The 26,355-nt window shown below is 74.1% G+C and carries 16 protein-coding genes; 1 reads left to right on the top strand and 15 read right to left on the bottom strand.

Translation table 11 applies throughout. The annotated features are described in order from the left end of the window. The first annotated feature begins 50 nt into the window (after positions 1–50). Complete coding sequence (locus ACFWDO_RS09675; protein ID WP_380315423.1) at positions 51–668, top strand: hypothetical protein; 618 nt, start codon at positions 51–53, stop codon at positions 666–668. Here ACFWDO_RS09675 and ACFWDO_RS09670 read toward each other — a convergent pair. The 15 genes from ACFWDO_RS09670 to ACFWDO_RS09600 all read right to left on the bottom strand — a co-directional run bounded on the left by ACFWDO_RS09670 (position 665) and on the right by ACFWDO_RS09600 (position 26,306). Beyond that, on the bottom strand, positions 665–1,321 hold the full coding sequence (locus ACFWDO_RS09670) for a hypothetical protein (RefSeq protein ID WP_380315420.1): 657 nt from the start codon (positions 1,319–1,321) through the stop codon (positions 665–667). The two genes, ACFWDO_RS09675 and ACFWDO_RS09670, sit on opposite strands and share 4 nt — an antisense overlap. Beyond that, positions 1,318–1,929 carry a hypothetical protein gene (locus ACFWDO_RS09665; protein WP_380315417.1) on the bottom strand — a complete coding sequence of 204 codons (612 nt, stop codon included), beginning with the start codon at positions 1,927–1,929 and terminating at the stop codon, positions 1,318–1,320. Before ACFWDO_RS09665 ends, ACFWDO_RS09670 begins: the two co-directional genes overlap by 4 nt. Before the next feature lie 14 nt (positions 1,930–1,943). After that, on the bottom strand, positions 1,944–3,371 hold the full coding sequence (locus tag ACFWDO_RS09660) for a hypothetical protein (RefSeq protein ID WP_380315414.1): 1,428 nt from the start codon (positions 3,369–3,371) through the stop codon (positions 1,944–1,946). Beyond that, the gene (locus tag ACFWDO_RS09655; protein WP_380315411.1) at positions 3,364–3,693 is read right to left on the bottom strand and encodes a hypothetical protein; all 330 of its coding nucleotides are present in this window, start codon (positions 3,691–3,693) and stop codon (positions 3,364–3,366) included. The genes ACFWDO_RS09660 and ACFWDO_RS09655 overlap by 8 nt, the downstream gene beginning before the upstream one ends. A 112-nt stretch (positions 3,694–3,805) precedes the next feature. Continuing rightward, positions 3,806–8,278, bottom strand: coding sequence for an FtsK/SpoIIIE domain-containing protein (locus ACFWDO_RS09650; RefSeq protein WP_380315408.1), 4,473 nt, complete (start codon positions 8,276–8,278; stop codon positions 3,806–3,808). A gap of 59 nt (positions 8,279–8,337) precedes the next feature. After that, positions 8,338–8,601 carry a hypothetical protein gene (locus ACFWDO_RS09645; protein ID WP_380315405.1) on the bottom strand — a complete coding sequence of 88 codons (264 nt, stop codon included), beginning with the start codon at positions 8,599–8,601 and terminating at the stop codon, positions 8,338–8,340. Continuing rightward, positions 8,598–9,371: a hypothetical protein gene (locus tag ACFWDO_RS09640; RefSeq protein WP_380315402.1), complete on the bottom strand. Its 774-nt coding sequence runs from the start codon at positions 9,369–9,371 to the stop codon at positions 8,598–8,600. Before ACFWDO_RS09640 ends, ACFWDO_RS09645 begins: the two co-directional genes overlap by 4 nt. Next, the gene (locus tag ACFWDO_RS09635; RefSeq protein WP_380315399.1) at positions 9,368–10,990 is read right to left on the bottom strand and encodes a serine/threonine-protein kinase; all 1,623 of its coding nucleotides are present in this window, start codon (positions 10,988–10,990) and stop codon (positions 9,368–9,370) included. The genes ACFWDO_RS09640 and ACFWDO_RS09635 overlap by 4 nt, the downstream gene beginning before the upstream one ends. Next, positions 10,991–12,832 carry a hypothetical protein gene (locus tag ACFWDO_RS09630; RefSeq protein ID WP_380315396.1) on the bottom strand — a complete coding sequence of 614 codons (1,842 nt, stop codon included), beginning with the start codon at positions 12,830–12,832 and terminating at the stop codon, positions 10,991–10,993. Next, complete coding sequence (locus ACFWDO_RS09625) at positions 12,829–13,665, bottom strand: PP2C family protein-serine/threonine phosphatase (RefSeq protein WP_380315393.1); 837 nt, start codon at positions 13,663–13,665, stop codon at positions 12,829–12,831. The genes ACFWDO_RS09630 and ACFWDO_RS09625 overlap by 4 nt, the downstream gene beginning before the upstream one ends. Then, positions 13,662–15,206 (bottom strand): RDD family protein, encoded by a 1,545-nt coding sequence (locus ACFWDO_RS09620; RefSeq protein WP_380315390.1) that lies wholly within the window; start codon positions 15,204–15,206, stop codon positions 13,662–13,664. Before ACFWDO_RS09620 ends, ACFWDO_RS09625 begins: the two co-directional genes overlap by 4 nt. After that, positions 15,203–17,776: a transglutaminase family protein gene (locus ACFWDO_RS09615; protein ID WP_380315387.1), complete on the bottom strand. Its 2,574-nt coding sequence runs from the start codon at positions 17,774–17,776 to the stop codon at positions 15,203–15,205. The genes ACFWDO_RS09620 and ACFWDO_RS09615 overlap by 4 nt, the downstream gene beginning before the upstream one ends. Next, on the bottom strand, positions 17,769–19,118 hold the full coding sequence (locus ACFWDO_RS09610) for a DUF58 domain-containing protein (protein ID WP_380315384.1): 1,350 nt from the start codon (positions 19,116–19,118) through the stop codon (positions 17,769–17,771). The genes ACFWDO_RS09615 and ACFWDO_RS09610 overlap by 8 nt, the downstream gene beginning before the upstream one ends. 60 nt (positions 19,119–19,178) lie before the next feature. Next, positions 19,179–20,153: an AAA family ATPase gene (locus tag ACFWDO_RS09605; protein WP_380315380.1), complete on the bottom strand. Its 975-nt coding sequence runs from the start codon at positions 20,151–20,153 to the stop codon at positions 19,179–19,181. 72 nt (positions 20,154–20,225) lie between these two features. Then, positions 20,226–26,306: an Ig-like domain-containing protein gene (locus ACFWDO_RS09600; protein WP_380315377.1), complete on the bottom strand. Its 6,081-nt coding sequence runs from the start codon at positions 26,304–26,306 to the stop codon at positions 20,226–20,228. Positions 26,307–26,355 lie beyond the last annotated feature (49 nt).

Genomic DNA, 26,355 nt, shown 5'->3' with positions numbered 1-26,355 from the left:
GGGTGGGGCGCCGACAGGGGCAGCACCGACGACGCCGACGGGGAGAAGTCATGGCACAGCCGAGCTGGTTGATCACCGGCGAACGATCGAAGCGACCGATCGTCGTCGCGCCGGGCGCGGACGACGCCGCCTCGGCCGTGACCCAGGTGGACAACGCGCTCGACCGCTTCTCCGGGCCGATACCGGGCTGGTTCCGGGCCCTCGAGCGGCTCGGCTACTGGTGGTACGGCGTGTGCATCGTCGTCGGGGTCGCCGTCGCGCTCGCGGTCGTCCCGGCGGAGCTGAAGTGGAAGATCGCGTGGGGCATCGCGTTCGGCCTCGTCGCCACGCCGGTCACCAGCGCGCTCGGCTACTACCTGGCGCGGCTCCAGGCCCGCTCGGCGGGCTTCCCGACCGTCGCCAAGGCGCTCTCCGACGTCAAGGGCACCGCGCGCCCGTCGAACGGCGAGATCCTCAAGCAGGTCACGACCGTGCTCGCCGCCGACCCGTCCCTCGAGGCTCGCGTGCACCGGCTCGCCTGGCAGGCCGCGCGCGACGACGGCGCCTCCCGCAAGGAGCTCGAGGGCCTCTGGGAGAAGGCGGACCCCCAGGCCGCCGCGGCTCTCGCCGAGAAGTTCGACGCGATCCGCGCCGAGAACGCGCGCCTCAAGGACGAGGGCAAGATCTAGCTCGCCCGGGCGTCCTGCGCCTCCGTGTCGACCGCCGACCCGTCGGGCGTCGCCTCCGTCTCGGGGGCCGCGAACGAGATCGAGTCGATGATCTCGTTGAACAGCACCGCGAACGGCTCCGCCGTGGGAATGTTCGGCACGTTCACGCGGGCCTGCAGCACCCGCGACCCGTCCGGGTACGGCACGAAGTACTCCAGCCGCAGCGTCAGCATCTCCTGCTCGCCGATCCGCTGCGTGAGCGTCTCGAAGCGCCGCCCCACCGGCCCCGACGACGCGCGCGCGGTCTCCAGCGGCCCGTAGGCGGCATCGAGCGCGCCCTCGAGGTCGCCCTCGGCCACCAGCGGGGTCGCCGCCTCCGGCCAGTCCTGGTCGAGGAACAGCAGCGCCGCGGGGAACGGGACCCCGGGCAGGATCTCCAGCGACATGAAGTACGAGTGCACCCCGATCCGGGACGCGTCCCGGGCCGAGCCCACGAGCTCCCGCACCGTCTCCCGGCGCACCCGCGCGAGACGGTCGGCGTTGCCCGTCTGCCGCTTCACGAAGCGCTTGACGAAGTCCAGCGTGCGCTGCGGCTCGTCCAGCGGGATCCGCGTCCAGGTGCCCGGCAGGATGATCCGCAGGTCGCCCCCGGCCATCCGGACCTGCTTCGTCACGCCGCCACCCCCGTCGACACCTCGAGCTCGTCCAGCAGCCCGACGACGAACGCCGGGAAGTCGTCGAAGATCCCGATCCCGGCCGCGATCGCCGTCACGTCCACCATGTCGGGGCTGTCGGCCGGGAACACCCCGAGGTGCACGCGCTCCTCGAGGTGCACCCCCGCGACGTCCTCGTCCTGAGGCAGGTGCCCGATGAGGAAGTGGGCGCCGTGGACGGTGCCCGCCGGCACGACGGCGTCGATCTCCTGCGTGCCCATGACCTGCGCCGAGCCGACGCCCTCCGCCACCTGGGCGAGCTGTGACTCGTAGGTGCCGCGCCCGACCCGGCGCCCCACCACGAGGGTCAGCATCGCCTGCACGAACGGCTCCGCCGGCGACTCCACGAGCACCGCCGTCCGGGCGCCCCGCACCCCGGTGGCGTCCACCGCGGCGCGCACCTCGGCCAGCTGGGCGGCGAGCGCCGCCGGCACCCCCTCGGGCGCTTCCACGCCCTCGAGGATCGCGCCGGCCAGCTCTCGTTCCCAACCCTCCGACGCGTCGCCGTAGGGCAGCAGGTGCCACCCCTCGGCGAGCCCCAGGCCGTACTCCGTGATCGGTCCGCTCATCGCTGCGTCAGGCCTCAGATCATCTTGTCGAACGTGTCGGACCAGGATGCGACGTTGCCGGGGATCTGCGCCAGCTGCACGTACGGACCGTCCGTGAGAGGTCCGGCGAGGCCGACGGACGAGTTGACCTGGGCCCACCCGTCGTCGCCGCCCACCGCCTCGGCGAAGCTGCGCCCCGCGTTGAAGCTCGCGGCCCCGAAGTTCACGAGGTTCGTGGTGACCGCGGCGCCCGCCAGCCCGTCGAGGTTGTGGTAGAGCGCCGGGTTGCGGAAGAGCTCGCCGGTCCCGCCGAACGGGTCCTTGAACGGCATGACGAAGGCCTCCTTCGCCGCCCCCTTCAGCCCCTCGGCGATGGACAGGTTCCCCGCCTTGCGGAGCTGGAACAGGTTGTCCATGGCGTCGGACCGCTTGAACGGCGACGAGAGGATCGTCTTCATGCTGAGCAGGTTGTCCGCGTTGCTCATCGTGGTCTGGGCCTCGGAGATCATCCGCGCCCCGTCGTCGGCGTTGCCGGCGAGCCGGACGGCGAGCCGCGACTGCGAGTTCGTGAGGCTCGCGGCCTTCGTGACGGCCCGGGCCTTCGCGACCTTGCCGAGCGAGCTCGCGAGCTTGCCGCCGAAGAGACCGACGACGCCGAGCCCGACGCCGAGCAGCAGCCCGCCCCAGCCGATCTCGCCCTTGGCGAAGCTCACGATCGTCTCGAGGATGCTGAGGATCGAGCCGATCGCGGCCAGGACCACCAGGATCTGACCCAGGATCGGCACCCACGACAGGAAGATCGCGAGGATGCCCGCGATGTCGCAGATGACCTTGAAGACCTTGTACAGCGACGCGGCGACGTGCTTGATCTTGTCCCAGGTGCTGTCCTCCAGACCGTTGACCTTGTCGCCGGTGACGACCTCGTCGATCTGGTCCTTGGCCGTGGTGGCCGCGGTGTTCTTGTCGTCGCGCGCCGACGTCCACTGCCCCTGCCAGTAGGTGAGGCTGGTCTCGAGCTCCGTGACCCGGTCGTTCGCGTTCGACAGCTCCGACTTCGCGTCGTCGACGTCGGTGTCGGGCGCGTCGCCCCGCATGCCGTCCATCTCCCACTGCGCGTTGCTCGCCCGCTGCCGCGCCGGCACCAGGTCATCCTCGAGCTCGGCGATCCGACGCGCCGCAGTCTCCGAGGAGGTGATGGCGGCGGACAGGAGGGGCGCGTACGCCACGAGCGCGTCGCCGGTGACCTGGTACCGGTCCGTGGCCTTCTTGATGTCCTCGCGCACGTCGCTCGCCAGCGACTTCGTCGCGTCCATCGACTGCGCCGTCGTGGTCGCGTCGTCGACGATCTGGTCGAGCGTGGTGAGCGCCCGGGTGATCGCCTCGGCGATCTCCTGGTACTTCTCGCCCTTGGTCTTGACGGTGTCCGCGTTGCCGTCGAGCGTGTGCCACTGGGTGTCAGACACTGGTGTACCCCTTGTACTTCGACGCGTCGCTCGCCTTCTCCTCGAGCGCCTTGGCCAGCTCGGTGTCGACCTCGGTGAACGTGTCGACGATCTGCTGGATGATGCCCTGGAGCTTGACGACGTTCTCCGTCATCTCCTCGCGCTTGATCCGCCACTTGTCGGCGAAGTCCTGCACCTTGCCGCGCAGCTCGTCGTGGCCGGTCGCGTCCGCGGCGTCCTCCGAGGTGTCGTCGGCGCCCTCGAACTCCTCCTTGATGGTCTTCAGGTCCTCCGCCAAGGTCTTCAGATCGGCCATGCTGATCGACAGGTCGTACCCGGCCACCGCTCCCCCTCGTCGTCGCGCAGCGTCTCGTCCCGCCGCCGGGCAGCACCGTAGCCGAGGGCGACGGCACGGGTCGATGGGGAGGACTCCCCATCGACCCGTCCGGCGCCGCTCAGTCGTCGAGCACCAGCGGCAGCTGGACCCGGGTCTGCTTGCCCCGCGCGACCCACGCGCCGCGGCCGACGGGGAACTCCCCCTTGCCCGAGCGCGGCAGGGACGTCTTGAGGATGGTGTCGCCGTCGAGGTTCTCGGGCTGCAGGATGAGCCCTCGCCGGCCGTTCTTCACCTCGCCCAGCAGCGGCCACGTCGCGGCCCAGCCCGCCGTCTCCGCCTCGGCGACGAGCAGGTGGTCGCTGCTGCGGATCGCCTTGGTCAGGTCCTGGATCGGCTTGTCCGCCGGAGACTGCAGGTACTCGTTGATGCCCTCGATCAGCACCACAATCCCCGGCTCGACGTCCTCGTCCTGGACGGCGGCGAGCAGGTCGGTGGCGAGCGCCTTGACCTTCTCCACCCCGGTGGCGACCTCGGTCCACGGCAGCTTGTCGGCGATCGCCGACCGGCCCTGGGCGAACAGGTACATCCGCGCGTCCGGGTTGGCACGCAGCACGGCCCGCGCGATCGCGACGAGCGCGTTGCTGCGCCCCGACCCGGGCGGGCCGGCGACGACCATCGTGCCCGTGGGGTCGAACGGCACCGGCCCGAGGGTGATGCCGTCGAGGCCGAGCACCGGCTGCCCGTCCACCTGCGGGGGCAGCTCGCCCGCCCCGTACTCCGTGGGAAGCACCTTGACCTCCGGCGCCGGGCGCACGCCCGCCGACAGCATCGACTGCCCCAGCTTCTCGGTCGCGGCCGCCTGCGCGGACACCGAGGTCGTGCCGCCGATGACGGCGACCTGGACCTCGAGCCCGTCGAGGAGCGCGCGCCCGTTGGGCGAGTCCGACGTGATGACGTCACGGGGCGCGTTGAACGCCAGGTAGCCGTCGTCGGTCATGCGCAGCAGCAGGTTGCGCTGCACCATCGAGCGCACGTACGTGGGCACCGCGCCCGAGCGGTCGGCGGTGAACACGACGTGCATGCCGAGGGCGCGGCCGTCGTTGAGGATGTCGCGGAAGACGTCGAACCACTCCGCGCGGCCGGCGCCCACCTCGAAGTCGTCCCGGAAGCCCGGGAACCCGTCCACCAGCAGCAGGATGCGCGGCACGTCCGCGCGCCCGGACAGCTGCCGGTACTCGGTGACGCTCGACGCCGACACGGCGGCGAACGCCTCGCCGCGGCGCTGCAGCTCGTCGCGCAGCATCCGCATGAGGCCGACGACGCGCTCCACGTCGTCGCCGCGCGCGATCGTCCCGACGTGCGGCAGCGACGACAGCATGCGCAGCGCGCCCGCCGCGAAGTCCAGCCCGTACACGTGCACCGGGCCGCCGCGCGGCGTGATGCCCGCGGCCGCCGCCAGGGTGCGCAGCGCCGTGCTCTTGCCCGCGCCGCCCGTGCCGTACACGCCCAGGTGGCCGTCGACGTCCGGCACGAAGTACACCGGTCGCTGCGCCTGCTGCTCCGGGATGTCGGCCACACCGAGCAGCAGCTCGGTGTCCGTGCGCTGGTGCAGCCGCGTGAGGTCGTACGCGTCCGCCATCGAGTCCAGCCAGGGGCGGCGGGGCGCGGGCAGGCGTCCGGCCTCGAACGCCTCGCCGACCCGCGCGACCAGGCGCTGCTGGTCGTTGGGGCCGAGGTCCATGTCCTCGTCGCCGACGGCCGACGGGTCGACGGGCTCCTCCCACCGCTCCTCGCGGCCGAAGTGCAGGCCGGCGACCTCGATCGCCGCCCGCTCCGGGGCCCGGCTGCTCCACGCGCCCGCGTACCCGGACTGGAAGGCCTGCAGGCGGCCGGGGCCGGTCTTCACCACGCCTCGGCCGGGGATGGCCGGGTCGATGTGCGCGGCGTCCTTGATGTCGACGACGTCGCTGGAGTCGGACTCGTCCGCCATGCGCAGCGCGACCCGCAGGTTCGTGTTGGCGCGCAGGTTGTCCTTGATGACGCCCGCCGGGCGCTGCGTGGCCATGATCAGGTGGATGCCGAGCGAGCGGCCGCGCTGGGCGACGTCGACGACCCCGTCGACGAACTCCGGCACGTCGCCCACCAGGGCCGCGAACTCGTCGATGACGATGACGAGCGCCGGCGGCGTCTCCGGGTCGCCCCGCTTCTCCAGCTCGAGGAGGTCCTTGACCTTCTTGCGGTTGAAGAGGTGCTCGCGGTGGTGCAGCTCCGCGCGCAGGGACGTGAGCGCCCGCAGCACCAGGTGCTGGCTGAGGTCCGTCACGAGGCCGACGCAGTGCGGCAGCTGGACGCAGTCCGCGAACGCCGACCCGCCCTTGTAGTCCACGAACAGGAACGTGACGCGGTCGGGGCTGTACTCCGCCGCCATCGCGAGCACCCACGCCTGCAGGAACTCCGACTTGCCGGCACCCGTCGTGCCGCCCACCAGGGCGTGCGGGCCCTGGGAGCGCAGGTCGAGGTGCTGGGCGTCCAGGCCGGCCGAGCCGACGATGGCGCGCAGCGAGCCGGCCCGCTTGCGCGGCACCGCCTGCGTGCGGTCGTAGACCGACAGGTTCTGCCGCCAGCGCTCCAGCACGGCGTTCGGGTCCTCGAACAGGTCGTGCCCCAGCAGCGCCGGCATCGTCACCGAGCGGGGCAGGTCGGACGAGTCGGCGACGATCGCGCCGGCGTCGAACACGGGCGCGAGCCGGCGGCCGTAGTCGAGCGCCGTCGACGCGTCGATCTCCTCGAGCTCGACGTCGTCCACCCAGCGGCCGAGGCGCACCATGCCGACGCGCGGGCCGTGCTCCCCCAGGTCCACGAACGTGCGGCAGGCCGCGGGGAGGAAGGCTGTGTCCGCGGAGATCCACAGCGGGTAGACGCCCGCGTCCGGGCCCTGCTCCGCGAGCTGCACCAGGCGCGCGCGGTCCACGTCGATGTCGTCGGAGATGACGACGACCACGGCCGGGACCGCCGATCGCGTGCCGGTGTCGGCCTTGCTGCCGCCGACCTCGGCGCCGCGCTCCAGGGCGGCGTCGTCGTCGTCGATCGCACCGCGTCGCTGGGCGCCGCCGCGCTGGGCGCGCAGCCGCGTGGTGACGAGCTCCTCGAGCTCGGCCACCAGGCGCGCCGCGCCGCTCGCGGAGTCGGCGAGGTGGTGGCCCTCGATCGGGCTCTGCGGCGACGACGTGTGCGGGATCCACGTGAGCCACTGCAGGTGCTTGGTCCACACGGGGGTGACCATGCCGGTCACGACCAGCTCCGCCGGCGAGTGCAGGCCGGTGAGCTGGAGCAGCACCGCGTTGAGGCTGCCGGCCACGGACGCGGGAGGGCCGGCGAAGCCGAGCGCGCCGGCGTCGTACAGGTTCTCCACGACGGGCACGCCGGCGATGTCCTCGTGCCGCTCGACGACGGCGTCCAGGCGGTCCTGGTACTCCTTGATCAGCGCGCCGCGCGACACCTCCTTGACGGAGTTGCGCGACGGCATCGTGCCGATGCCGAACCGCACGTTGAGGAAGCTCCAGTGCTCCGGACGGCGGGTCCACAGCATCGGCCCGTGCCGCATCGACTCCGCGAAGACGTGCTGGGTGGCGGGCGCCTCCCGCAGGCGCACCGACCGCTCCTTCTCCTCCTCGCCCGCGAGCGCGTCGCGCAGGGTGTCGAGCCGCTCCTCGAAGCGCGCGACGTCCTTCTCCTTGCGCTTCTTGTCGCGCTTGTTCCGCGTGAAGTAGTTGCCGGCCAGCATGATCGGCGACAGCGCGATGAACACCAGCGACGTCAGCCCGCGCCCCATGGCGAGCATGAACCCGCCCATGAGCAGCGGGGCGAGCATCGCGAGCAGCGGGAACGGCTGCTCCTCGGTCTCGGTCGGCACGTCCGGGGCGTCGAACTCCGAGCCCCGGTAGCGCGCCTCGACGCGCGGCGAGCGGGTGAACGGGACGGGGCCGGCCTTCGGCGCGACCCCCTGGAGCGTCTGCGGCTTGCGCCGCTCGATCGTCATCACTGTGTCGCCCACCGTGACGCGCTGGCTGCCCTCGACGCGCAGGCGCTGCACGTGGGCGCCGTCCACCAGGAGCCCGTTCGCCGAGCCCAGGTCGACGACGTCGACGACGTCCGAGACGTCGAGGCGCAGGTGCTGCTTCGACACGAGCGCGTCGCTCAGGACGACGTCGCACCCCGGCGCACGGCCCAGCACCCAGCTGCCCTCGGGCAGGTCGATCGCGCTGCCGTCCGCGAACCGCAGGGTGGCGCGCACGTCGCGGGAGGTCTGGTAGTCGAAGCCCGGGCGGTCGAGGTCGACGATCGCGACCTCCGCGCCCGAGCCGATCCACGCCTCGCCGAGCGCGGCGTCGGCCGGCAGCCGCACGGGCCGGTCCTGCCCGGGCAGGCGGGCCTCCAGCGTGCGCCGCCGGTGGTCCACCTCCCCCGTGCCGGACGGGTCGACGCGGGCGATCGTCGAGGCGACCTCCCCGATCGTCGCGCCCGCGTCCGCGGTGACGACGACGTCGTCGTGCGTGGTGTCGGGGCGCCGGAGCGTCACCTTGACGCGCATCGCTCTCCTCGGTTCGTTCGGTCAGGTTCTGCCGGAGGGGCCGGCGGGCAGGTCGGGGGTCAGCCGCCCCGGCCACGGCGTGCGACCGCGTAGACGAGCGCCGCGACCACCGCACCGGCGGCCGCCCCGAACAGGACGGCGCGCCAGGTGGCCGGGTCGGTGACCTCGCGGCCCAGCGCCCGGTAGAAGTCGAGCGGCACGCCGGTGCCCACGCCGTCGCGCAGCACGCCCACGGCCACCACGACGACGAACACGATGGCAGCGCCCCCGATCGCCGTCACGACGACCATCTGCCACGGCTCGGGCCGCTTGCCGCCGGTCACGCGGTCTCCTTGGGGGCGGGGTCCTTGGGGGCGGTGTGCTTGGGGGCGGGGTCCTTCAGGTCGGGGTCGCGGGGATCGGCGTCGTCCGGCAGGTCCAGCAGCGGCAGGTCGTCCGCCGTCACCAGCCGGGACGCCACCGCGTACTCGACGAGGCGCGCGCGCCGGTTGGTCGCGAGCCCGCCCGAGCCGCCGCGCAGTCCCTTCACGCCCACCCGGTCGAGCTTCTCGCACACGTTGTCGAGCTTGCGGTTGAACCGCGTCGTGGTCCACCCGAGGCGCGCGGCGGCCTCCGCGGACGACGGGATCTCCGACAGGCCGGTGCCGTCGCGCTTGAGCATCGGCTCGCACAGGGAGACCACGAGCTGGCGCTGGCTGACCGTGAACGGGATCATCCCGATCGTCGTCGCCCCGCCCTCGGGCTCCTCGGAGCGGATCTCCGCGTACGGCGCGGGGTTGAGGGCCGCGAGCAGCTCGTAGGTGGTGGGCCCGGCGGTGAAGACGATCGACGTGTTCGGGAAGACGATCGGCAGCGACGTGCCCGGCGAGAGCCAGGACTGCACGCCGCCCGCCGCGTCGCTCACGGTGGCCGACAGCCGGTTGCCGACGTTGCCCAGCCACCACAACCCCGAGGCGTGGGTGAGCTGCAGGAACCGCCGGTGCAGGTACGGGTTGTCGTCCAGCTCGAGGTCGCCCTCCCGGCCGATCTCGAACACCGCCTCCGGGTCGGGCCGGAACCACTCCCCCGCGAACTCCACCGCCAGGTCGCTCATCCCACGCACACCCCCTGCGGCTGGACCGAGAACGCGCCGTTGCGCACGATGATGACCTCGACGCAGGTCTCGCCGGACTTCGCCTTCGGCACGGTGACGGTCGGCTCCGTCACCTCCTGGTAGTGAGCCTCGCCCAGGGCCTTGGCCTCGCGCCACCCGTAGGCGTCGCCGTCCTTCGGGTCCGGGTTGGTCCAGGTGAAGACGACCTTGTCGCCCTTCACCTTCCCCTTCAGGTCGGTGACCGACGGCACCAGGCCGCCCAGGTTGTCGTCGGGCGGGCCCACGTCGTCACCCTGCCCCGTGACGACGGGCGTGGCGTCGTCGTCGGGGGTCGTGGCGTCCGGCCACAGCACGACGGCGAGCGTCACGACCAGCGCGGTCACCAGGACGGCCAGCCCCACCACCAGACCGACGACGACGCCGCTCCGGCGGGGGGCGGGCGCCTCGGCGGGGGTGCCCGGCGCGTCGACGGTCGCGGGCGCCGCGGGCGCCATCGAACGGTGCACCGTGTCGCCGAGGTCGTCGGCCAGCGTGGGCGCCGTGCCGGTGACCGTCGACGAGGTCGGGGCCGGGACCGAGGCGGCCCAGGCGGGGCGCGGCGGGGCGGAGGTGCCCGTCGTCGCGAGCGCGGCGGCCGCCGCGGCCGGGCCGCGCGGGTCGACCGACACGACCTCGCGCAGCCGCGTGCCGACCTCGTCCTCGTCGGCCGGGGCGTCACCGCCGCCGTCGTCGTCGCGGACCTGGCCCCGGTCGTCCAGGAGGTCGATCGGCGTGACGGCGAAGGACAGCTCGGTCTGCACGGCCTGCAGGGCGCGGGCGAACGCGAGGGCGGTCGGGTACCGCGCCTCGGGGTTCTTCGCCATCGCCGTGCTCAGCACGCGCTCGAGCGACGGGGGCACGTCGTTGCGGCCGGTGGGCTGCAGCGGCGCCGACTCGATGCGCGCCACGAGGTCCGCGCTGGAGTTCGACCCGCCCGGCACCTCGAACGGCGTGCGCGAGGCCAGCAGCGAGTAGGTGGTCGCGGCGAGGCCCCACACGTCCGTGCCCACGCCCGTGCGCGGCGGCTCCGCGAACGACTCCGGCGGCGACCACGGGATCGACATGCCCTCCGCGCGGCCGGCGTCGTCCAGCGTGGACGAGATGCCGAAGTCGGTCAGCGCGGGGTGCCCGTACTCGGTGACGAGGATGTTCGCCGGCTTGATGTCGCGGTGCAGGATGCCGGCGCGGTGCGACGTCTCCACGGCACCCGCGACCTGCACGGCGATGCGCAGCACGTCGGGCACGCTGAGCCGCTCGCTGCGGTAGCGCGCGCCCAGGTTGGGCCGCGAGCAGAACTCCATCGCGAGGAACGGGCGCCCGTCGGAGGCCACGTCGGCCTCGTACATCGTGACGATCGACGGGTGCGTGGACAGCGTGGCCATCAGGTCGGCCTCGGCCTCGAAGGCCTCACGCTGCCCCTCGTTGGTCCACTCGTGCAGCAGGACCTTCACGGCCACCCGGCGCCGCGGTCGGCGCTGCTGGTAGAGGAAGACGTCCGAGAACCCGCCCGACCCGATGAGGGAGACGTACTCGAACCCCTCGATCTCCGGCGGCGGTGACGGTGGACGCTTGCGGCTCACTCAGAGGATCCCTTCGAAGGTCAACGTCACGCCGTCACCCAGGTCGACGACGTCGCGCGAGACGACCATGACCGGCTCGCCCGGGTGCAGCCGCAGCGGCGGCTGCCCGGAGCGCAGCAGCGTGGTGCCGTTCGTCGTGCTCATGTCGCTGACCAGCACGTGCCAGCCCTCGAGGCGCACCTCGACGTGGGAGCGGGAGATGTCCTGCTGCGGGCTCGGGACGGTGACCAGGCGCGGCAGGTCGTCCCCGGAGGACCGCGGCGAGCGCGGCTTGCGCCCGACGACGACCGGTCGGTCGAGCGTGACCCGCGGCCCGCCGGACACGCCCATCGTGCCGAGCGGAGGCCGCGGCACCTGTCGGGCCTCCCCCACGAGCGACTGCCCGCACGTGGCGCAGTCGTCGCGCTGCGGCGGGTTCGGGTGCCCGGCCGTGCAGGCCCGCGCCAGGATCGTGGGGCGCCCCGGCACCGGCGCGGCCGCGAACGACGGCCCCGGGGGCACCGGCCCGCCGGCCACGGGTGCCTCGGGAGTGCTCGGCGCCTCCGGCGCCGGCGCCGCGGCCCGCAGGTCCGCGATGGCGGAGGACAGCACCGTGCTGCCGTCGATCTCGTCGGCACCGGAGCCGGGACCGTCGTCGGCCGCCGGCACCGCCGGCGCGCTGGGCACGGGCGAGCTGGGCACGGGCGAGCTGGGCACCGGGGCCGCCGGCACGGGCGCGGCGGGGACGGGCCCCGACGGGCCGGGCGCCGGGGCGGGTGCCGCCTCGGGCGCCGGAGCCGCGGGGACGGCGGAGACGGGGACGCCGGAGACGATCGCGGACGGCGTCTCGGACGCCGACGCGGCGTCGGGCTCCCCCTCCTCCTCGTCCTCCCCCGGGGGGCGGACAGCGGCGGCCTCGACGGACGAGTGCACCGTCGAGCCCCACAGGTGCCCGTAGCCGGTGGTCTCCTCCAGCGGCGGCCCGTCGTCGGCCGCGGCGCCGGGGGTGTCGTCCGCCCCCGGCGCGGCGTCGTCCGAAGTCGCGCCGTCGGAGCGTCCGTCGTCGGTGGGTCGGTCGTCGGGGGACGCGCCGTCGGCGTCCGCGTCGTCCGCGGCGTCCGGGACGACCGTCAGGCTGGGCACCATCGTGGCCTCCGGCGCGATGGTCGCCTCGGCGACCGGCACGGCGACCGGCACCGCGTCCTGCGCGACGGGGGCCGGCGACGCGGCGGGCCGGGGCGGCACCGGGGCGGCGGCCGGCGACGGCACCGCCGAGCCGTGCACGAGGGGCGACGGCGTGGCGCGGTCGGCAGGCGCGGCGTCGGCGGGCGCGTCCTCGCTCGGCCCGTCGTCCTCCCAGGGCTCGCGCACGCGCTCCGGGTGCCGCACCGGGGCCGTCGGCAGGGCGTCGCCCGTCAGCCGCGCGCCGACCGACGTCACCAGGGTGACGCCCGCGTCGAGCGGGAGGGCGCGGGCGTCCACCAGGTGCGACGGCTCGGCCACGCCCACCTGCACGGACAGGTCCACCACGTCGTCGAACGTGCGCTCGGCCCAGGTGGTCACCCCGTCACCGGACACGTGCTCGCGCCCGCCCTCGCGGTCGATCGTCACGGACGTCGCGCCGCGGCTGGCGACCTGCACCCGCCGCCCGTCGACGACCGCGATCGCGAACGGCGGCAGCGACGCGAGGCTCGCGCCGAACGACCCGGTGAGCACCTCCAGCACCGGGACGACCCCACCGCCGTCGGCGAGCGCGGTCCACAGCTCGTCGACCAGCTCCGGCGTCACCTTCTCCGGCAGCACCACCACGGCACCACCTCGGACCACGGCGTACGCCGGGCCGATCACGTAGCGCACGGTCACGTCATGGCCCCCTTCCACGGCGACCGCCGGGGCACCGTGTCCTCGTCGTCATCGTGGCCGGCGCGCCCGTCCCTCGGCGCCGTGCTCTCCAGGGCCTCCGTCAGCCCTGTGGCGTCCACCACGATGACGGTGATGTTATCCCGGCCGCCCGCGACGAGCGCCTCGCGGACCAGCCGCTCGGCGGCGACCTGCGGGTCGGCCTCGACGAGCAGCACCTCGGCCACCCGCCGGTCGGTCAGCTCCGCGGTCAGCCCGTCGGAGCACACGAGCATCCGGTCCCCCGGGTGCACGGGCAGGAACCAGAAGTCCGGCTCGGGGTCGTCGGGCGCGCCGAGCGCCCGCGTCACGACGTGCCGGCGCGGGTACGTCAGCGCCTGCTCCGGCGTGAGCCGGCCGGCGTCGACGAGCTCCTGGACCTCCGAGTGGTCCACGCTCACCTGCTCCAGCACGCCGTTCGCGCTGCGGTAGGTGCGGGAGTCGCCCATGTTGACCACCAGCCAGTACGGCTCGCCGCCCTGCTCGGTGAGCACCACCCCGGCGAGCGTCGTGCCGGCGCCGCGGCCGGGCGCGGTCTCGATCGCCCGGACGGCGTCGTGCGCGGCGCGCACGCGGCCCCGCACGGCGTCCACCCCGACGACGTCCGCGTCCCCGAGCGGCGTGAGCGCCTCGACGGCCGCGGCGCTCGCCACCTCCCCGGCGTCGTGGCCGCCCATGCCGTCGGCGACGAAGAACACCGAACCGCCGGCGAGGTACGAGTCCTCGTTGAGCTTGCGGCGGGCACCCTGGTGCGTCGCCGCGCCCCAGAGCAGCCCGAGGCTGACGGGAACGGTCATGCGCCGGCGTCCTGCCCGACGACGATCAGGCGCCGCGCGCCCGCCTGCACGACCCAGCCCGCGCCCACCGTGACCGGACGGCCGGCGGCGAGCTCCTGCACCACGCCGGACGGGTCGATCACCGCGCTGCCGTTGGTGCTGCCGAGGTCCGTGACCTGCAGCCCCTGGGCGGACGGCACGAGCTCGAGGTGCGTCTTGGAGACCGAGCGCGTCGGGTCGTCGACGCGCAGCAGCGTCGCTGGGCCGCCGCCGTCCTGCTGCGGCGCGCGGCCCAGGAGCGTGCGGGTCGCGACGTGCACGCGACGGTCCGGGTCCACCTCGACGACGATCCGCGGCGGGGCGCTGCCGTCGCCCGCGCTGCGCCGCGACGACACGCTGAACCGCGTCGCCTCGAGGTCCTCGAGGTCGTCCGCCGCCAGGTCGGGCTGGGCGGCGGGCTGCTGCTGGACGGGCTGGGCGGCCGGCTGCTGGACCGGCTGCGCCGCCGGGACGGGCGTCGCCGCCGTGGGCGCGACCGGGGCGGCCGGCGCGGGTGCCGGCTCGGGTGTCTGGGCGGTGGCCGGCGTCGCGGGCGTGCCCGCCGCGGAGCGGTGCACCGTGTGCGCCTCGATGCCGGACAGGCCGGCGCCGGCCGTGCCCGCCGGCGCGGAGCCCGACCCCGGCACGCCGGTGATCACGCCGCCGGCGGGACCCTGCTCGCGCCCCTCGCCCGCGGGGAAGGCCCACGGGTCGGGAGCGGGCGCGCCGGCCGGCGCCGCGCTCCCCGGGTTCGAGGGCGAGGCCGGAGCGAAGCTGCGCGGCGGCGCGTTGCGCACGTCGCGGACCAGGCTGCGGGCGGCCTTGTCCTGCCAGCCCTGGCGCCGGCCCGACGCGTCGAACGTGGGCGAGACGAGGACCAGGACCGTGCCGACCAGCGGCAGGACGCCGCACAGCGCCAGGACGAGCCAGCGCAGCAGCCCGCGCCCCGCGCCGATCGGGCCGCCGTGGTCGGCGGAGACCGTGCGGATCCCGAGCAGGCTGTTGCCGACCGTGCGGCCGGCGAGGCCGTCCCACAGGGCCAGGCCGACCCAGCCGAGGAGGCTCACGACGCCGACGACGGCGTACACGACGATGGCCGCGCTCAGGACCTCCTGCGCGGCGGCCTTCTGGCCCATCGAGGTGGTCGCCGCGGCAGCGTCCGCAAAACGCGCGGGCAGCCGGACCGCGATCGCGACCCCCGCCGCGACGACGCCCGACAGCACGGACAGCGCCAGCAGGTCGAGCACGTACGCAGCGGCCCGACGGCCCACGCCCGCCAGGGGCGGCTCCGCGGGCCCGCCCGAGGCGGCCGCGGGCGCACTGGCGGCGGCCGCCACCATCCCCGCGGGCGCCCGGCGCGTGCGCTCACGCAGCTCGGGCTCCGTCGTGACCTCCAGGCTGCCCGTCGGGGGCCCCGACGCCGCCGGGGTGCGGTACGCGGTCGCCACCGTGGGCGTCCCGCACACGGAGCAGAACGCACCCCTCTGCTCGCTGGCACCGCACGCGGTGCACGTCGTCGTCATCGATCCTCCTGCCGCCGGGCGCGCTCCTTGCGGCGACGCGCGCGCGCCATCCTGTCATGCACGGGGCGGACGACGGCCCGCCCGGCCCGGGCGAACGCCCTCGGCACCGCGGCGACCCAGCCGCGCAGCACCGCGGACAGCGGCGGCGCGTCGGCGCCGCGCACCGAGCGCAGCGACAGCCGCGCCGCGACGCGGCGGCCCCACGGCACCCCGGCCCGCATCTCGTCGACCGCCCGGTCGACGTCGGCCCAGTACTGCGCCACCTCCTCGTCGGTGGGCGTGCCCGCCCCGAAGACCGAGGCGTCCGCGCGGTGCGCGAGCAGCGTCGTGCCCGACGTCGACTCCGGCAGCTTCTCCGCCAGCAGGCGCGCGCCCTCGCGGCGCGTGGCCGCGCGGGGCACGCCGGCGCCGAGGTCGGTCGCGACGTCGACCACCTCGCGCCAGCCGCCGCTGACCCGGTCCGCGACCACGGGGGCCGTGCGGCGGCCCCGGCGCCGGCGGCGCTTGAAGCCGAGGATCAGCAGCAGCGGCAGCGCGACGATCGCGAGCGGGACGGCCACCGTGACCGCGATCATCATGACCTGGCGCCAGTCGATCGCGGACTGGTCGTCGTCCTTGTCGTCCTCCTCGACGTCGCCGGCCTCGGCCTGCGGCGGCTCCTCCGGCGACTCGGGGGTCTCGAGGACCGGCGGCTTCGGCACCTGCTTGGAGCGCGGCAGCGGCTCGACCTTGTTGTCCTCGTCGGGGATGACGTCGAACGGCACCCAGCCGTACCCCTCGAACGGCACCTCGACCCAGGCGTGCACGTCCTCGCCCGTGACGACGTACGGCTCGCCCGCCTTGAAGGTGTCCTTCTCCGGGTAGAAGCCCATGACGACGCGGGCCGGCACGCCGGCCTGCTGCGCCATCAGGGCGAACGCGACGGCGAACTGCTCGTCGTCGCCCACCATCTCGTCCTGCGCGAGCAGCGCGTCGATGCGCGCGGCCGAGTGGCCCGGGCGCGACGCCGGCTGGTTCTCCAGACCGCTCGAGTACACGCCGGTGGCCTTGAGGGTGTCGCGGATGTTGGTGAGCCGCTCGAACGGGTCCGTCGCGTCGGCCGCGAACTGCGCCGACTTCGCCGGGACCGCGTCCGCGACGTCCTGCGGCTTGGGGAGCGCGACCTGCTCGATCGGGGTGGACGCGAGCGTCTTCTCGTCCGGCGGCGCCGCCACGACGGCGTCGATCTCGTAGCCGTCGCCGGGGCGCAGGCCCGCGGTGGTCAGCGCCGTGCCCGACGTCGCGTTGTAGTAGGTGCCGGCCGCGAGCTCGGCAGCGCGGTCGCCCGTGAACCGGATGCCGCCGAGCTGGCCGACGTCGGGCACCCACACGCCCGTGTAGCCGAGCACGGAGACGTCGACCGGCGTGCGCGTGCCCGCCGCGACCGTGTCCACGACCTCGCCCGCACGGTTGAACACGCCGGTGGTGCGGCCGCTGGACGCGTCGTAGACCGTGCCGGCGTAGGTGTCGAGGGTCGCGAGCCGCACGCGGCCGCCCTCGGGCATGCCGGTGACGCTGAACAGCTCGGTGTCCGCCAGGTCCTTCGTGTAGTGCCGGAAGCCGACCAGCGGGCTCGTGTACTGGTGCAGGTCGAGCGGCGGCGTGATCATCTCGCGCAGCGCCACGCGCTCGCCCTGGGCCACCTGCGGCGCCACGACCACGGCGGCCACGCCGCCGAGCGCGAGCAGCACCGCGCCGCCGCGCACCCGCTGCCCGCGCAGGCGGCGGGTGGCGGAGCGGCTCGCGTCGGACAGGAGGCGGTTGGCGCCCATGCGGGTCTCCGCCGCGCGCCACGACGCCCACAGCAGACCGATCACGGCGACCACGAGGCCCTGCGCCAGCGGGTAGGCCGGCAGGATCGTGCCCAGCAGGCCGACCCCGGCCAGGGCGACCACGACGGGCAGCAGCGCCCAGGCCGCGCGGCGGGAGCGCCACGCGATCGTGCCCGCCAGCACCGCGGCGAGGTACAGCAGCAGGTACGGCACCACCGCGAGGTCGGGGAACGACGCGATCGGCGGCACCGTCGTGACGAACGCCTTCCAGCCGTGCACCGCGCCGACCGCGAGCTCCTGCAGCGTCGCCAGCGACGGCACGACGCCCGCGATCGCCGTGCCGGGCAGCGCGAGCACGCCGCCGAACAGGAAGTACGCGAGCACGGTCGCGCCGCTCGTGAGCAGCACCGACCAGCGCAGCCACGCGCCGAGCCACGCGACGAGCAGGCCGAGCACGGCCCCGCCCACCGCCGGCACCAGGTACCCGGTGGTGCCCCAGGCGGGGGCGAAGCCGACCGCGACCACGCCGAGCAGCGCGAGCAGCACGACGCCGTCCACCGCGCCGGCGGCCGTCACGGCCCGCCGGCGGTCGTCCCGGCCGGCCGCGTTGCGGGTGGTCCCGGCGCGCACCGACGTGCGCGAGGTGCCCCCGGTGCGCGACGTGCCGCCCGTGTGCCCCGTGGTGCCCGTGTGCCCCGTGGGACCGGCGTGCGAGGTCCGGTCGTCCGGATCCTCGGCGGGGGCGTAACCCTCAGTCATTCATCCTCCGCAGCGCGTTCGGCAGGTCGGACAGCTCGCCGAGCGTGAGCACCTGCATGTCGGCCACCCGGCCCCGGCTCACCTTGGCCCCCGGGACGCACTGCATCGCCACGAGGCGGGCGTCGACGGGAAGGCGCACGGCGGCGGCACGCAGGTCGGTCGGGGTCACCTTGCTGCCCACGACCACCGCGACGACCGACGCGTCGGTCACCGTCGCGGACGCGACGCGCGCCACCTCCGCGAGGCTGGTGCGGGCGGGCTGGAGCTCGAGGCGGGTCAGGTCGTCCAGCAGGCGCGTGCGGTGGTCGCCCCGCACCCGGCCCCGCTGGACCAGCACGGTCAGGCCGCCGTCCTCGCGGATGGCCTGCAGGCCCAGGGACCCGCACACCGACACCGCGAGCTCGAACTCCTCCGGGTCGGCGTAGTCCTCCTCCCGCGTGGAGAGGATGACGGCGAGGCGCGAGCGACGGGTCTCCTCGAACTGCCGCACCATGAGCTGGCCCGTGCGGGCCGTGGACTTCCAGTGGATGTGCCGGCGGTCGTCACCCGGCACGTAGTCCCGCAGCGCGTGGAACGACACGTCCGAGTCGGAGATGTCGGGGGTGATCCGGCCCTCCAGGTCGTGCAGCAGGCCCGTCGACGAGCCCGACAGCGGCAGCGTGCGCGGGTGCACGAACAGCTCCTCGGGCTCCGTCCACGTCAGCTCGCGGCGCAGCAGCCCGAGCGGGTCGGCGCGCACGGAGCGCACCGGGCCCAGGGGGATCACCGCGCGGCGGTGCGTCGGGACGGCGAAGATCTCCTCGTGCTCGGCGTCCGCGCGCAGGCGCGGCACCGGGAACGTGGCGATGCCCTGCCCCACCTGCAGCTCCATGACCGCCGGCAGCATGGTGCGCGACGAGCCGTTGCGCACCAGCAGGCGGCCGACGGCCCGGTCCCCCACGACCACGCGGCGCGACGCGACGTCGAGCGTCACGTCGTAGCGCAGGCGCCCGAGGACGAACACGACCGCGCCGATCAGCGCCACCGTCACGGTCACCGCGACGACGGCCCACTCCTCCCAGCTCAGCACGACGCCGGCCCACCACGCCGCCGCGGTGAGCACGAGGACGGCCCACCCGAAGGGCGAGACGACGCCCAGGACGGGGGTCGTGCGCGCCCAGGCGCGGGCCGCGACGGAGCGGATCCCTGCGGCGGCGGTCGCGCTCGCGGCGCGCACCGACGCGGCGACGCGGCGCGAGGCGCGGCGGCGCTCCTTCGGCGCGGCCGGGGCGTCCTGCTCCGGGGTCGAGAGGGCGTCCTGCGCGGCAGGCGCGTCCGTCTCCCGTTCGGTGGTCGTCGTCATGGGGTTCTCCCCTGGTTCCTCACTGTCGGACCGGGCGGGCGGTCAGGCCGAGGCCTGCCGTCAGGCCGAGCGGCGCTCCTGCGGGGCGGGCACGTCGCTGAGCAGGCGGTCGATCGTGCCGGCCGCCGTGGCGCCGCCGAACTCCGCCTCGGAGTCGAGGACCAGGCGGTGCGCCCACACGGGCTGCAGCAGGTCCTTCACGTCGTCGGGCAGCACGTAGTTGCGCCCGTGCGCCGCCGCCCACACCTTCATGCAGCGCACCAGCGCGAGGGCGCCTCGCACGGACACGCCGACGTGCACGTCGGCCGCCGCGCGCGACTCCTCCGCCAGGCGCGAGACGTACTCGAGCACGGCCGGGTCGACGTGCGTGGCCGCGGCGAGGTTCGCCATCTCCACCACGGCCTGGCCGGTGATGACGGGCTGCAGGCCCGCGCTGCGGTCGCGCACCGCCGAGCCGGCGAGGATCTCCACCGTGGAGGTGAGGTCCGGGTAGCCGATCGACGTCTTCATGAGGAAGCGGTCCAGCTGGGCCTCCGGCAGGCGGTAGGTCCCGGCCTGCTCGATGGGGTTCTGCGTCGCGACCACCATGAACGGGCTGCCCGCGGCGTGCGTGACGCCGTCGACGGTGACCTGCCCCTCCTCCATGACCTCCAGCAGCGCCGACTGCGTCTTCGGCGAGGCACGGTTGATCTCGTCCGCGAGGACGATGTTCGCGAAGATCGGGCCCTTGTGGAACTCGAACGTGCCCGTCTTCTGGTCGTAGATCGTCACGCCCGTGACGTCCGACGGCAGCAGGTCCGGCGTGAACTGGATGCGGTGGTTCGTGCCCTGGACGCTCGCCGCCATCGCGCGGGCGAGCATCGTCTTGCCCGTGCCCGGCGCGTCCTCCAGCAGCAGGTGGCCCTCGGCCAGCATGCACGTCAGCGCCAGCCGGATCTGGTCCTCCTTGCCCAGCACCGCCTGCGCGACGTTCCCGACGATGCGGTCGAACGTCTGCGCGAACCACGTCGCCTGCTCGGGGGTCATCGTGCTCATCGGTTCATCTCTCCTGGTCGTCCGTCTGGGTCGTGCGTCGGATGTCGGAACAGTGCTCGGTAGGGAAGGAGGTCACCAGGGCCAGTTCGTGCGGACCGACCAGTTGGTGTTGCCGTTCACGGTGACCCACACCTGCGCGTTGAACGAGCGGCCGAGCGTGCACCACAGGTCGGCGCCACCGTTCGGGCCCAGGGTCACCGTGTAGGTCCGGTCCGAGACGAGCCCGTCGTAGGTGGACCAGCACTGCAGGTTGTACGTGCCCGCCGGGAAGTCCCCGTTGGTGTTGACGTGGAACCGGTGGCACACGGACGTGTTGGTGCAGCCCGGCGTGCTGTAGGCGGGGCCCGCGCTGACAGAGATCTGCGGGTTGGGCGGCGGCGGCGCGGTCGTGCTCCCGCTGGCAGAGGCGGAGGTCGAGCCTGCGCCGTTCGTCGCCGTGACCGTCACGCCGTACGACTTGTTCCCCGACGTGTAGCTCGGCGAGCCGCTCACGTCGATCCGGCCCGTCGATGTGCCCGTCTTCGTGCCGTCGGACCCGGTGAGGGTCCACTTGAGCGTGCCGGTGTCGCCGTGCCACGAGCTGGGGCCGGAGACCGTGAAGTACCCGTCCGTCGCCCCCGACTGGGTCCACGTCACGGTCGGCACCGACGGCTTGGCATACACCTTGACCGAGCCGCTCTTCGCGCTGAGGCCGGACGTGCCGCCCGCGTTGGTCGCCGTGACCTGGAAGGAGTAGGTCTGCCCCTCGGTCAGGCCGGTGACCGACGTGCTCGTGCCCGACACCGAGGTCGCGCGGGCCCCGTTCGCGTACACCGTGTAGCTGGTCACCGGCGAGCCGTTCGCGTCGGCCGCGTTCCAGCTCACGACCGGCACGCCGTTGTTGTCCACGACCTTGACCCCGGTCGGGGCCTCCGGCCGGCCGTACGGCACGACGGCGTTCGACGCCGGGCTGGACGCGCCCTTCCCGGCCTTGTTCTCCGGCACCACCGTGAACGTGTACTTCGACTCGTTGTCGAGGCCCGTCGCCGGGTAGCTGGTCGAGGTGGTGGTCTCGGTCTTCACGGCCGACCCGTTCTTGAGGGTCGTCACGTGGTAGGTGATCGCGGCGTCGCCGTTGGCGTTCGGGGCGCTCCACGACACGTCGATCCGGCCCCCGAGGACGTCGTCGACACGCCTGGCGGACGGCGCCGTCTGGTCCAGCGGCACGCCGGCGGGGATCTCCTCCGCCGAGGGCGCGCCCCAGTCGGACGGGTCGGGTGCCTCGTTCACGGCCTGGACCGTGACCGTGTAGGCGTTGCCGTTGGTCAGCCCCTCCCACGTGTAGCTCTGCCCCGTCACGCAGGCGACGTCCGCGATGCCGCTCGCGGGCGCGGGCGAGATCCGCAGGTTGACGCACTTGATGGGCGAACGGTCGGTGTAGGTCGCGTTGACCCACGTCACGTCGATCTTCTTGTCGCCGAACGCCAGGGTCGGCGCCGCCGGCGGGTCCGGCTTCTCGTCCGGGCGGGCCTCGGCGGAGGCCGGGGACGCCGGGGAGTCGCCCACCTCGTTGGTGGCCACCACCGTGAAGGTGTACTTCACGTTGTTGGTCAGCCCCTCCAACGTGCAGGTGGTCGTGGCGCAGTCGAACGTGTCGCCGTGGTTCGACGTCACCGTGTACCCGGTGATGTCCGCGCCGTTGTTGAGGGGCGGCGTCCACGACAGCACGACCGTCTCCGAGCGCACCTCCTCGACGACCGGCGTCGCCGGTGCCTCGGGCACGCCCAGCACGGTGACGGTGATGCGGCCCTCGACGATGCGGTCGGCGTCCTTCGTCGCGTCCTGGATGCGGTAGGTCGCGACGAGCGTGCCGACGAAGTCGCCGTCCGGCGTCACGACGACCTGGTCGCCGTCCACCACGGCCTCGCCCGCACCCGTCTGCACGCCGCTCCCGATGACCTCCAGGCCCTTCGGGTCGAACGGGTCGATGTCGTTGGCCAGCACGGGGACCGCGACGGCCTTGCCCTGGTGGGCGCCCTCGACCGTGTCGGGGGTCGCCTTCGGGAGCGGGCGCGTGGACGCGACCACCGTGGCGGTGAGCGTGCCCTCGACGGCCGCGTTCTCGCCGTCGTTCACGGTGAACGGGATCGTCAGGCTGGTGCCCTTGGCGACGTCCGCGTCCGCCTGCAGCGTCACCACGGATCCCGTGAGCGAGGCAGAGACGCCAGCGGGCGCGCCACCGAGGGAGAAGCTCAGCTCGTCCTGGTCCGGGTCGGTGGCGAAGCGCGCGAGGTCGACCGTGCTCTCCTCACCGGCCGCGACCTGACCGGTCGGGGAGCCCGGCTCGGGCGGCAGGTTCTCCGGCGGGAGCACCGTGATCGGCACCTGGACCATCGCGGTGTGCGCGTCGTCCTCGGGGCCGTCGCCCAGCCCGTCGGTGACCAGCACGCCCACGGCGGCGGGGCCGACGTAGTCCTCGTCGGAGGTGTAGACGAGCCGCTGCTTGTCCTTGACCACGACGGAGCCGGCCACCGCGCTCGCGCTGCCGGAGTCGGCGATCGCGACCTTGCCGCCCTCGGCGACGACGACGGCGTCCCCGAGGTTCACCGTGAGCGGCTCGCCCGACTTCACCTTGAGGGGCGAGAAGTTCGGCTTGAGCATGGGCGCGGGGCCCTCGGGCTCGTCCTGGTCGTCCGCGCTCGGCTTCTTCGACGCCGGGACCTGGATGAACGCCTTGCCCTGGAGGCCGTCCTGGTCCGTCACCGTGTAGGTGAGGATCTGGGGCTGGGGCAGGAGCCGCACGGCGACGTCGCCGTCGGCACCGACGGTCGCGGTGTCACCGCCGACCTCGACCTTCAGCTCGCTCGCCGCGCCGTCCGGGTCCTCGTCGTTGTCGAGCACCTTGACGGTGACCGACGACTGGTCGGGCTTGACGTCGCCCGGCATCACGATGTCGTCGCGCGCGATCGGCGCGAGCAGCGGGGCGTCCTCGGAGACCTCGAGCGTCACCGCGCCCATCGCCCGGGCGCCCCAGGTGTCCTCGATCGCGTAGTAGAAGCCGTAGGAGCCCTCGTCGTCCGGGGTCCGCACGAGGACGCGGTCGCCCTCGACCTTCGGCGCGAGCGGCTCCTTGGCCTCCAGCGCCCCCGGCACGAGGCCGAACTGGTCCCCGTCGGGGTCGGAGTCGTTGCGCAGCGCGGGCACGACGACGTTGCGGCCCGGCCGCGCGGTGACGACGTCGTCCTCCGCGAGCGGCGGGTGGTTCGTGGTGGGCGGCGGCGCGATGCCGATGCGGACGGTGCCCTCGGCCTTCTCGCCCCGCGCGTCCACCACGGCGTACGTCAGCGCGTCCTGGCCGGTGACGCCGCGGGTGGCCTTGAAGTCGATGTACCGCCCGTCGACGACCTCGGCGATGCCCTTGACCGGCGGCTGCACGAGGTTGACGAGCTGGACGGAGTCGCCGTCCGGGTCGATGCCGTCGAGCGGCACCTGCACGCGCACGGTGCCCCCGGACACGACGCGCGCCTGGGCGTCCGGCGGGACCGGCGGGCGGTTCTCCTTGCCGTCGCGCACGTGGATCGTGACCTGGGCGGAGTCCTCCTGCCCGTTCTCGTCCGTCACGGTGTAGATGACGTACGCCGTGGTGGCCTTCGTGCCGGCGCGGAAGCGCAGCACGCCCTCGGAGACGAACGCCTCGCCCTGCTCGGGCTTCACGGTCTGCACCAGCTCGTCGTCGAGGGTGAGCTCGAGGCCGTCGGGGTGCGTGTCGTTGTCGAGCACGTCGACGTTCGCGTAGTCGTTCACGTGCACCGTGACCTCGTCGGCCGTGGCGCTCGGGGGCTGCAGGCGCGCGGGGGCCGGGACCGGCAGCACCCGGACCTGGCCCTCCGCGGTGCCCGTCCCGTTGGACACCGTGTAGGTCAGGGTGATCGGCTCCGCGATGCGGCGGCTCTCCGTGACGCGGAGCATCTGGTGCCCCAGCACCGCCACGGCGACGCCCGCGTCCTCCGGCACGTCCACCGACTGCACGACGAGCACGCCGCCCGCCGGGTCGCTGTCGTTCGCCAGCACGTCCACCAGCGTGGACCCGCCCGCCGGGAGCAGGGCGGTGTCCGCCACGACCACCGGGTCGCCCGTCGCGTCCTGCGGGTCCACCACGTCGACGCGCACCACGCCCGTGGTCGGCGCCTGGCCGCTGCCGTCGGTGACCTGGTAGAGCACGTCGTACGACTTCGGGTCCTGCGCCAGGAACGTGAAGGTGCCGGCCTCGTAGTTCGGGGTGATCTTGGCCGGGGCGGCCTCGCTGACGTTGGACAGCCGCAGGTCGTCCCCGTTCGGGTCGGAGTCGTTCTTCAGCGGCTCCACCGTGACCGGCTGGCCCGCGGTGACGACGACGTGGTCGCCCACCGCGACGGGCGGCTTCTGCGTCGCGCCGACGACGTCGACCCACAGGGTGCCCTCGGCGCTCTTGCCCTGGCCGTCGTTGACGGTCAGCGCGACCTTCTTGCGGCCCGTCGTCTTGCCGTCGTCACGGAACTCGACGGTGCCGTCCGGGGAGGTGCGCACCTCGTCGCCCTTCACCGCGGACGACGCGGTGCCGAGCAGCAGGTCGTCGCCGTCCGGGTCGCGGAAGTACGACAGCACCCGGATCTCGCCCTTGCCGCCCTGCGGCACGGTGAGCACGGGCTCGCCCCTCTGCTCCGGCGCCTCGTTCTCGCTCCACGGCACCACGCGCAGGCTGACGTCCGCCTCGGCGTGCCCGCCGCGGCCGTCCGTCACCACGTACGGGAAGTGCACCGTGCCGGTGGCACCCTCGGGGACGACCGCCTGCAGCGCCGCGCCACCGAGCACCTCCTGCACCGTCATCCCCTCGGGCTGGTCGCCCGCGAGGCTCGCGGTGATGACGTCGCCGTCGGGGTCGAGGTCGTTGTTCAGGACGTCGAGCACGGTGGCCCGGCCGGGACGGACGCCGAACTTGTCGTCCTTCGCGATCGGCGGGTCCTGCTTCTCCCGGTCGACGATGCTCTGGTCGACCATCTCCGGGGTGTCGTCGTCGGCGTTCGGGTCGTCGCCGTCGCCCTCCTCGGGGAGCTGGACGTCCCAGTCGTCGACCTTCTCGTACTCGTCCATCGCCATCCACAGCGTGCCGGCGCTGAGGTCGTTGAGGACGACGTTGTTCCGGTTCACCCGGTAGGCCAGGCGGGTGTCCTGGTCGATGCCCTCGAGCACCTGGTCGACGTCGCGGTCCGTGCCCTCGCAGTCCCGGGCGATCTGCCCTGTGCCGGACCAGGCGCCGTAGAGGCAGCCGCCGAGCTGCACGGGCTGGGCCGGCGTGCCCGACGCCTTGCGCTGGGTGGCCGCGCCGCCGCCCAGCGGCTGCAGCACCAGGGCGTCGGTGGTGGCGTAGGCGACGGAGGCGGACGGCACCCCCGGCAGCTGGAGCTGCGCGCCCTGCGCGTCGGGGACGTCCACGAGGTCGCCGCCGGGCAGACGGAGCTTCTCGCGGGTGCGGTCCAGCACGACCAGGTCGTCGCCCACGGTCGTGAGGACGACGTCGTCGCCCTCGGAGGTCAGGCCGTCCAGCTTCGTGGTGCGCGGGTCCTTGCCCGGCTCCAGCGTCCACAGGACGTCGCGGGCGGGCACCACCGCGTAGACGATGCCCGTCTCGGACACCACGGCACGCGCGGCGCCGTCGAGGTCCGCGGTCGGCTTCGCCTTGGTGGTGTCGAGGGCGCCGAACTTCTCGACGCTGGTGACCCACAGGGATCCGGACTCGTCGTCGACGACGGCGACGCGGCCGCCGCCCATCGCGGTCCGGGCACCCGCCGGGACGCCGGTGCTGGAGGCGAACTTCAGCCGGGCGGGGTCCACGACGTTGCCCGTGCTCGAGCCGCCGTCGCTCACCAGCACCTGGCTCGCCTGCTGGTCCACGTCGAACGACGAACTGCCGGCGAGCATCGTGCCGTCCAGCGAGCGGGCCTCGGTGTTGAAGCGGCCCACCAGGCCGGAGGACTCGTTGGTGACCCACACCCCGGAGTCGTCCAGGTCCACGTCGGCCGTGGCCTCGCCCTGGTACAGCACGGCGGCGGCGACGACGCCGCCGGTCAGCGCGAGGACCACCGTGGTCGAGATCGACGCACGACGGTCGGCGCGCAGGCGCGAGAGCAGGCTCACAGATCCCCCGGGAGGTGTGGGCGCCGGCCGTCCGACGACCACCGTCGGA

The organism is Isoptericola sp. NPDC060185, assembly GCF_042728595.1.
Lineage (GTDB): Bacteria > Actinomycetota > Actinomycetes > Actinomycetales > Cellulomonadaceae > Isoptericola.
Note: the sequence above shows the minus strand (reverse complement) of the source record. Positions and strands in the feature narration are given on the sequence as shown.

Bases quoted from the DNA above. Each gene is read 5' to 3' on its own strand.
- ACFWDO_RS09675 (WP_380315423.1), top strand. From the start codon at position 51: ATGGCACAGCCGAGCTGGTTGATCACCGGCGAACGATCGAAGCGACCG.
- ACFWDO_RS09665 (WP_380315417.1), bottom strand. From the start codon at position 1,929: ATGAGCGGACCGATCACGGAGTACGGCCTGGGGCTCGCCGAGGGGTGG.
- ACFWDO_RS09650 (WP_380315408.1), bottom strand. From the start codon at position 8,278: ATGCGCGTCAAGGTGACGCTCCGGCGCCCCGACACCACGCACGACGAC.
- ACFWDO_RS09640 (WP_380315402.1), bottom strand. From the start codon at position 9,371: ATGAGCGACCTGGCGGTGGAGTTCGCGGGGGAGTGGTTCCGGCCCGAC.
- ACFWDO_RS09625 (WP_380315393.1), bottom strand. From the start codon at position 13,665: ATGACCGTTCCCGTCAGCCTCGGGCTGCTCTGGGGCGCGGCGACGCAC.
- ACFWDO_RS09620 (WP_380315390.1), bottom strand. From the start codon at position 15,206: ATGACGACGACGTGCACCGCGTGCGGTGCCAGCGAGCAGAGGGGTGCG.
- ACFWDO_RS09615 (WP_380315387.1), bottom strand. From the start codon at position 17,776: ATGACTGAGGGTTACGCCCCCGCCGAGGATCCGGACGACCGGACCTCG.
- ACFWDO_RS09610 (WP_380315384.1), bottom strand. From the start codon at position 19,118: ATGACGACGACCACCGAACGGGAGACGGACGCGCCTGCCGCGCAGGAC.
- ACFWDO_RS09605 (WP_380315380.1), bottom strand. From the start codon at position 20,153: ATGAGCACGATGACCCCCGAGCAGGCGACGTGGTTCGCGCAGACGTTC.